7 protein-coding genes and 1 pseudogene are annotated in these 7,490 nt (G+C 60.7%); 2 read left to right on the top strand and 6 right to left on the bottom strand.

The window, feature by feature from the left end; genetic code table 11:
• From ACXRVY_RS12380 to speB, 6 genes and pseudogenes are all read right to left on the bottom strand, one after another.
• Nucleotides 1–104, bottom strand: a pseudogene (locus ACXRVY_RS12380) (acyl carrier protein); the annotation flags it as partial.
• A 72-nt stretch (nucleotides 105–176) separates the two neighbouring features.
• Complete coding sequence (locus ACXRVY_RS12385; RefSeq protein ID WP_223462128.1) at nucleotides 177–902, bottom strand: MBL fold metallo-hydrolase; 726 nt, start codon at nucleotides 900–902, stop codon at nucleotides 177–179.
• Nucleotides 903–987: 85 nt separating this feature from the next.
• Nucleotides 988–2,367, bottom strand: a complete 1,380-nt coding sequence (locus ACXRVY_RS12390) for a sodium:solute symporter (RefSeq protein ID WP_458237488.1) — start codon at nucleotides 2,365–2,367, stop codon at nucleotides 988–990.
• Nucleotides 2,368–2,544: 177 nt separating this feature from the next.
• Nucleotides 2,545–4,056 carry a purine-cytosine permease family protein gene (locus tag ACXRVY_RS12395; protein WP_458237489.1) on the bottom strand — a complete coding sequence of 504 codons (1,512 nt, stop codon included), beginning with the start codon at nucleotides 4,054–4,056 and terminating at the stop codon, nucleotides 2,545–2,547.
• Nucleotides 4,057–4,111: 55 nt separating this feature from the next.
• On the bottom strand, nucleotides 4,112–4,534 hold the full coding sequence (locus ACXRVY_RS12400) for a YybH family protein (protein ID WP_223462134.1): 423 nt from the start codon (nucleotides 4,532–4,534) through the stop codon (nucleotides 4,112–4,114).
• A 9-nt stretch (nucleotides 4,535–4,543) separates the two neighbouring features.
• Entirely contained in the window at nucleotides 4,544–5,494 is a 951-nt protein-coding gene (speB, locus tag ACXRVY_RS12405; protein WP_458237490.1) for an agmatinase, read from the bottom strand.
• 349 nt (nucleotides 5,495–5,843) lie between these two features.
• On the opposite strand from speB, the gene ACXRVY_RS12410 reads away from it, so the two are divergent.
• Together ACXRVY_RS12410 and ACXRVY_RS12415 are read left to right on the top strand one after the other, a co-directional pair.
• Nucleotides 5,844–6,737, top strand: coding sequence for a LysR family transcriptional regulator (locus ACXRVY_RS12410; RefSeq protein ID WP_007972518.1), 894 nt, complete (start codon nucleotides 5,844–5,846; stop codon nucleotides 6,735–6,737).
• Between the two features lie 5 nt (nucleotides 6,738–6,742).
• Nucleotides 6,743–7,339 carry a tRNA-uridine aminocarboxypropyltransferase gene (locus ACXRVY_RS12415; protein ID WP_223462136.1) on the top strand — a complete coding sequence of 199 codons (597 nt, stop codon included), beginning with the start codon at nucleotides 6,743–6,745 and terminating at the stop codon, nucleotides 7,337–7,339.
• Nucleotides 7,340–7,490 lie beyond the last annotated feature (151 nt).

The raw sequence follows: 7,490 nt of genomic DNA on the forward strand, positions 1-7,490 counted from the left end.
AATCCCAACTGCGCCAGGCTGGCGTTGTCGTCGAAGTCATCCCGGCCTTCCAGCAGGCGGCTGATGTAGCGGTGCACGACAGCACGAACGGCAGCTTTTTTCATGAGCGTTCTTCGAGGAGGAGGCGGTTTTGTTCTCCGTGCCGGAGCAGTTCCTGTCGTTGAGTACAGCAGGCTTTAGCCATGTGAGCGCTGCCATTGGTCAATCATGCTGCGCAAATACTCCCCGGAAAAACTGCCGAAATGCCCGCCATGCACCGTGCGGATCGACAACTCACACAAGCGTTGCAGGCTGTGGGCGTAATCATCGAGGTTGGAATGGTAGGCGTCTTCGATCAGCGGGCCGTCGTAGATGATGTCGCCGCTGAATAAAGTCTCGGTGGCGGCTTCGTACAGGCAGATGCCACCCGGCGAGTGTCCCGGTGTGTGCACGACCTGCAATACCCGGTTGCCCAGATCCAGCACATCGCCATCTTCGACAAACCCCGTGGCCGGTGCGGCTTTGACCCGGTATTCGGCGTAGCACAGCGGGCAATCAGGGTGGGCTTCGAACATGTCGTCGCCGACAAAGGCTTTGCTCAGGTCGTTGTCGCCGTCCGGTGCGGCAAGAATGTCCGCTTCAGCCGGATGCACCAGTCGTTCAGTGAATTCGTGATGACCGGCGATGTGATCGAAATGGCAATGGCTGGCCACCGCCACCAGCGGCCGTTCGGTGATCCACGGCAGTTGCTCGCGCAGGCTGACCAGGCCCGAGCCGCTGTCCAGCAACAGGTCTTTGTCACGGCCCTGGATGTGCCAGAGGTTGCAGCGGTAGAAGGGGCGGATGTACGGCTCGTGAATCAGGCGGATGCCGTCACTGAGCGGTTTCACTTCGAACCACTGGTCGCGGCTGACGATCTTCATGTGCAGTTTCCTTCAGACGAAAAAAAACGGGTGTGGCAACCGACGCCACACCCGTCGAAGAAAGCATCAAGTCGTTATGTTCAGCTTAGGCGGCGCTGACCACTGCTGCCGTGCGGCGGGACATCAAACTCACCACCACGAAACTCACCAGGCCTACACCGAGGCTGTAATAGATCGGGGTGTTGGCGTCCAGACCGTCCTTGAACATGAACAGCAGCGCAGTGGCGAAGCCCATACCCATGCTGGCGATGGCGCCAGCAGTGGTGGCGCGCTTCCAGAAGATGGCGCCCATCAGCGGGATCAGCATGCCGCCTACCAGCAGGTTGTAGGCCAGGGTCAGGGCGCTGATCACGTCGTTCACGATCAGGGCGATGCCCAGTACCACGATGCCGGTCAACAGGGTGAACAGGCGGTTGATCGCCAGGCTCGACTGTTTGCCGCCACGCAGTTTCGGCAGCAGGTCTTCGGTCAGGGTAGTGGCAGCGGCCAGCAGGCCGGCGCTGGCGGTGGACATCATGGCGGCCAGTGCGGCGGCGATCACCAGGCCACGGATACCGTCCGGCAGGGACAGTTTCACAATCGCGGCGAAGGCGTTGTTGACGTTGTCCAGATCCGGGATCAGCACGTGGGCAGCCATGCCGATCAGGGCGCAGGCCAGGCCGTAGAGGATGCAGTAGATACCGGCGGCGGTACCGGCAACCTGAGCCACTTTGGCGGTCTTGACGGTGAACACCCGTTGCCAGATGTCCTGACCGATCAGGATGCCGAAGAAGTAGATCATGAAGTAGGTGATGATGGTGTCCCAGCCGATGGTGGTGAAGCTGAAGCTCGCCGCCGGCAGTTTCAACACCAACTCATCCCAGCCGCCAACGCGGTACAGGCAGATTGRCAACAGGATGAACATCAGGCCTACGGTCTTGATCACGAACTGGACGATGTCGGTCAGGGTCAGGGACCACATGCCGCCGATGGCGGAGTAGATCACCACGACGCCGCCACCGAGCAGGACCGAGATCCAGAACGGCAGGCCGAACAGCACTTGCAGCACGGTGCCGATCGCCAGGATCGAGGTCACGCCGATCATCAGTGCGTAGGCCAGCATGATCACCGCGCTCGCGGAGCGGGCCATCGGGTTGTAGCGTTTTTCCAGCACCTGGGTAACGGTGTAGATCTTCAGTTTAAGCAGCGGTTTGGCGAGAAACAGGTTCAGCGCCACGATCCCGCAACCCAGGGCCGCACACAGCCAGAAACCGGAGATGCCATGCACGTAACCCAGACGCACGGTGCCCACCGTGGACGCGCCGCCCAGAACGGTGGCAGCCATGGTGCCCATGTACAGGCTTGGGCCGAGGTTACGACCGGCGACCAAAAAGTCTTCGTTGGTCTTGGCCTTGCGCATGCCGTAGTAGCCGAGTATCAACATCGCGGCGGCGTAGATGAGTACGACGAATAAATCCAAAGCCATTGTTGCGTGTCTCCGATTGTCTTTTTTATGGTGGAACAAAATTGGTTCGATGTAGCTGCTTTCTGTGGGAGCGAGCTTGCCCGCGATAGCCGTGTGTCGGTCACATTGATGTTGAATGTGCCGCTGTCATCGTCGGAACGCCGCCCGGAGCAAGCTCGCTCCCACAGGGAGAATGCGTCAGGCCGTCTGACGTAGTTCTGGTTTCGCCGTGATGCTTGCGCTCTGGCTGCGAGGGTCGTTCGGGCCGAACACTGCGCTCGATTCCGGGAACAGGCTCAGCAGAACCAGGTACACCACCGAGGCCAGGCCCAGGGTCACCGGCAGGCTGATGTCGATACCACCGGCCATTTCGCCCAGCGGCCCGACAAACTGCCCCGGCAGGTTCACGAAGCACAGGCCGACGGCCGCACTCGGGATCCAGGCACCCAGGCCACGCCAGTTCCAGCCGTGGGTGAACCAGTAGCGGCCACCTTTCTCGCCGCGGGTGAACACTTGCAGGTCATCCGGGCAGTAGAAGCCGCGACGCACCAGCAGGCCGATGATCATGATCACCATCCACGGGGTGGTGCAGGTGATGATCAGCACGGCGAAGGTCGACACGCTCTGCACCAGGTTGGCCGCGAAGCGCCCGATGAAGATGAAGGCAATCGACATCACACCGATCAGCAGCGTGGCCTTGACCCGCGACAGCACTCGTGGGAACACGCTGGACATGTCCAGGCCGGTGCCATAGAGCGAGGTGGTACCGGTGGACATGCCACCGATCACCGCGATCAGGCATACCGGCAGGAAGAACCAGCTCGGCGATACCGCCAGCAGGCCGCCGACATAGTTGTTGGCCGCGATGTAGTCCGGCGCCTTGATCGCTACGATGGTCGCGGTGGTCAGGCCGAACAGGAACGGGATGAACGTTGCGATCTGCGAAATCACCACCGCCGCCATGATGCGGCGCTTGGAGGTGTCACGGGGAATGTAGCGCGACCAGTCGCCGAGGAACGCACCGAAGGAAATCGGGTTGCTCATGGCCACCAGCGCAGCACCGATGAACGCGGCCCAGAAACCGGGTTGCCCCATGTTCACGGTGCCGGCGTAGTTCACATCGAAGGGACCGGYGAAGGCGAAGGCGCCCAGCAGGAACAACAGGCTKGCACTCCATACCGCGATCTTGTTGACCCACAGCAGGAAGCGGAAGCCATAGATGCACACGGTCAGTACCAGGATCGCGAACAGACCGTAGGCCAGGCCCAGGGTCAGGTCGGTTTCCGGCAGGCCGATCAGGCGTTTGGCGCCACCGATCAGCGCATCACCCGAACTCCACACCGAGAGCGAGAAGAAGGCAATGGCGGTCAACAGCGACAGGAACGAACCGACGATCCGCCCGTGCACGCCGAAGTGCGCACCGGAAGACACGGCGTTGTTCGTGCCGTTGATCGGGCCGAACAGGCCCATGGGCGCGAGGATCAGCGAACCCAGCAACACGCCCAGCACAATCGCCCAGACGCCCGCCTGGAAAGACAGGCCGAACAGTACCGGGAAGCTGCCGAGGACGGCGGTGGCAAAGGTGTTGGAACCACCGAAGATCATCCGGAACAAGTCCGTCGGGCCTGCGGTGCGTTCGTTGTCCGGGATCTGTTCGACCCCGTGGGTTTCAATTTGCGTAAGGCTTTGGTCTTTGTTGTTGTTATTCATGATCAGCTCCGATCATAAAGGCGCGCTCATCGTGCGTGAGCGTCACCTGTGTTGGCTAAGGGGGTGGCAGCCCTTCCGGCATCGCGGACAAATGTTCGTGGCAGGCCAGCCATAGGCCTTGTTGTTCTTGGCCAGACGCTTGTTTCTTGAAAACAATCGTCTCGCGCTCCTGGCTGAAGTGTTGCTCCCCTTGCATGCGCAACTCAGTGGCTACGTCATGGATGAAAATCGCCACGTCACCCTGCAGGCTGACGAAAGCGTTGCTCGAGGTGCACGAGAGCACCTCAAAGCCATCCTCGGCGCGCCAGCTGTCCCACATCGCCTGATAGGCGTCGCGCGACAGCAGGGGCTGTTCGAGGGTGTAGAAGACGAAGCTGGCATCGGCACTGAAAGCGCCGAAGTAGGCTTCGCGATCGTTACGGGCAAAAGCGGACACCAGATCGGCGGCGGTTTTCAGAACCTGATCACGTTCGTTCACGAGCATTCCTCAGCGGTGGACTACGCCAGGCAGTACGCAGAGCATTTCGTACAGCAGGTTGGCGGCCAGCAGTGAGGTGTTACCGGTGGTGTCGTAAGCGGGCGAGACTTCTACCAGATCGCAACCGACCAGGTCGAGGCCTTGGCAGCCACGAACGATCTCGATCGCCTGAATGGTCGTCAGGCCGCCGATTTCCGGAGTGCCAGTACCCGGTGCCCAGGCAGGGTCGATGCCGTCGATGTCGAAGCTGAGGTAAACAGGACCGCCGCCGACTTTCTCGCGGACTTCAGCCATCAAGGGCTCCAGCGATTTGTGCCAGCACTCTTCGGCCTGAACCACACGGAAGCCCTGGTTGCGGCTCCAGTTGAAGTCGTCAGCGGTGTAGCCTTGGGCGCGCAGGCCAATCTGCACGACACGGTCCGGATCCAGAAGACCTTCTTCAACGGCGCGACGGAAGGTGGTGCCGTGGGCGATCTTCTCGCCGAACATGTGGTCGTTCACATCGGCGTGAGCGTCGATGTGCACCAGACCGACCTTGCCGTGCTTCTTATGGATGGCACGCAGGATCGGCAGGGTGATGGTGTGGTYGCCGCCCAGGGTCAGGGGGATCACATCGTGTTCGAGGATGTTGTCGTAGGACTCTTCGATGATCCGTACGGCATCCAGCAGGTTGAAGGTGTTGATTGCRATGTCGCCAATGTCGGCAACCGACAGCGAGTCGAACGGTGCAGCACCGGTGGCCATGTTGTACGGGCGGATCATGACCGATTCAGCGCGGATTTCGYGAGGCCCGAAACGGGTGCCAGGGCGCAGCGAGGTACCGATGTCCAGTGGCACACCTACGAAGGCAGCGTCCAGGCCGGCAGCGGTATTCAAATGGGGGAGTCGCATCATGGTGGCGATGCCGCCGAAGCGCGGCATTTCGTTGCCGCCCAGTGGTTGGTGAAGAATCTTGTCCACGGGTAAAGGCCTCATCGTCGTTGTTTTATTTATTCAGGTAAGCCGTTCACGAGAGTACGGGCGAACCTTGTGGCGCCGATTCTGCGAAATGTAGTGGCCGGGAAGAATCGCTACGGGCAAATACTTAGTTCAGATTTTTCTAAACTAATGGCTGGGACAGCGATAGACTTCACGCCATACGCTAARCCCGATGCCAGGAGCAAACCTTGTGGGAGCGAGCTTGCTCGCGATGGCGGCGGGGCAGTCAACATTGATGTCGATTGTCATGCCCTCATCGCGAGCAAGCTCGCTCCCACAAGGTTCTTTATCGACTGGAGCACTGCGCGTCACCTCGTTATCGGAGTCCGACATGGCCAACGCTTTACCCGACCTGAAACTATTGCGCATTTTCGTCAGCGTGGTGCGCCATCAGGGGTTCGCCAACGCCCAGCAAGAGCTCAATCTCTCGACGTCAGCCATCAGCACCTACATGAGTCAGCTCGAAGCGGCCCTTGGCCTGGTGCTGTGCCATCGCGGCCGTGGCGGTTTCAGCCTGACCAGCAAGGGCGAGCTGTTCCATCAGGAAACCCTGCGTCTGTTGGGCGAACTCGAAGGCTTCGAGCAATACGCCGCCGCCCTCAAGGGTGAGTTGCGCGGTACCTTGAACCTCGGGGTAATCGATTCCACTGTCAGCGACAAGGCCCTGCCGTTCGCCGAAGCCATCGGCGCCTACAGCCAGGAACACCCAGCCGTGCACTTGCACCTGTCGGTGATGAGCCCTTACGAATTGCAACTCGGCGTACAGGACAACCGCCTCGACCTGGCCATCGGTGCGTTTTCCACGCGCATGAGCGGTCTGGTGTACATGCCGCTGTACCGTGAACAACACTGGTTGTATTGCAGCACGCGGCATCCACTGTTCAACGAGCGGCGCATTCCCGAACAAGTCATCACCCAGCAGCGCATGGTCGGCCGTGGCTACTGGAGCCAGGCTGAACTGGCGCGTCACGGCTTCAAACACAGTGCCGCGACCGTGGAAAGTATGGAAGCCCAGTTGATTCTGGTACTGTCCGGCGCCTACATCGGTTACCTGCCGGAGCACTACGCCCAGGCCTGGGCCGACAAGGGTGACTTGCGGGTGTTGCTGCCGGCGACCTTCGGTTATCAGGCGCCGTTCTCGATGATCGTGCGGCGGGGGCGTAGCCGCGAGCCGCTGATCCAGACGTTCCGTGATCTGCTCAAAGCACAACTGAATCAGGCGTAAAGACGATGTCCAGAATTCAATGTCCGCGCTGCCTGCGCCCGCAAACTCATTGCCTGTGCCCGTTGATCCCGAGCCTCGACAGCCGCACCCGGGTGTTGCTGTTGCAGCACCCGAGCGAAGTGAATCATGCGTTGAATACCGCGCGCCTGGCGGCGCTTGGGTTGAAGAATGCCGAGTTGATCGTCGGCGAGGTGTTCGAGGATTTGCCGGCGCTGTTGAGTCAGCCGGGGTATCGGGCGCGGTTGCTGTTTCCCGGCGAAGATGCCCAACCGATGCAGGCTTGTGCCGCGACAGACGAACCCTTGTTGCTGCTGGTCCCCGACGGCACCTGGCGCAAGGCGCGCAAGATGTTGCACCTCAATCCGCTGCTGGCGGCGCTGCCGAGGGTGACGCTGGCCGAGGGCGGTGTGTCCCGCTATCGCCTGCGCAAGGCGCCGGGGCCGGGAGCGTTGTCGACGGTGGAGGCGATTGTGCAGGCGCTGGAAACCCTCGAAGCGCCGACTTCGTTTGCGCCGTTGTTGAAGCCGTTTGAAGCGTTGATCGAGGGGCAGATTGCGGCGATGGGGGAGGAGGTTTTTCAGCGTAACCATGGGCTGAAATAGTCGTTGTGTTTGATGCCCCCATCGCGAGCAAGCTCGCTCCCACAGGTTTGCGTTCGACGCGGACACTGTGGGAGCGAGCTTGCTCGCGATGGCGGTAGTAAGATCACAGCAGATGTTTGAAGAAAACTACCTTTCCCGCATCGCCTCGGTC

It is taken from the genome of Pseudomonas sp. P5_A2_2, from assembly GCF_054177685.1.

Excerpts from the sequence above, each read along its gene's own strand:
- ACXRVY_RS12410 (WP_007972518.1), top strand. The coding sequence starts at position 5,844 with ATGGCCAACGCTTTACCCGACCTGAAACTATTGCGCATTTTCGTCAGC.
- ACXRVY_RS12385 (WP_223462128.1), bottom strand. The coding sequence starts at position 902 with ATGAAGATCGTCAGCCGCGACCAGTGGTTCGAAGTGAAACCGCTCAGT.
- ACXRVY_RS12415 (WP_223462136.1), top strand. The coding sequence starts at position 6,743 with ATGTCCAGAATTCAATGTCCGCGCTGCCTGCGCCCGCAAACTCATTGC.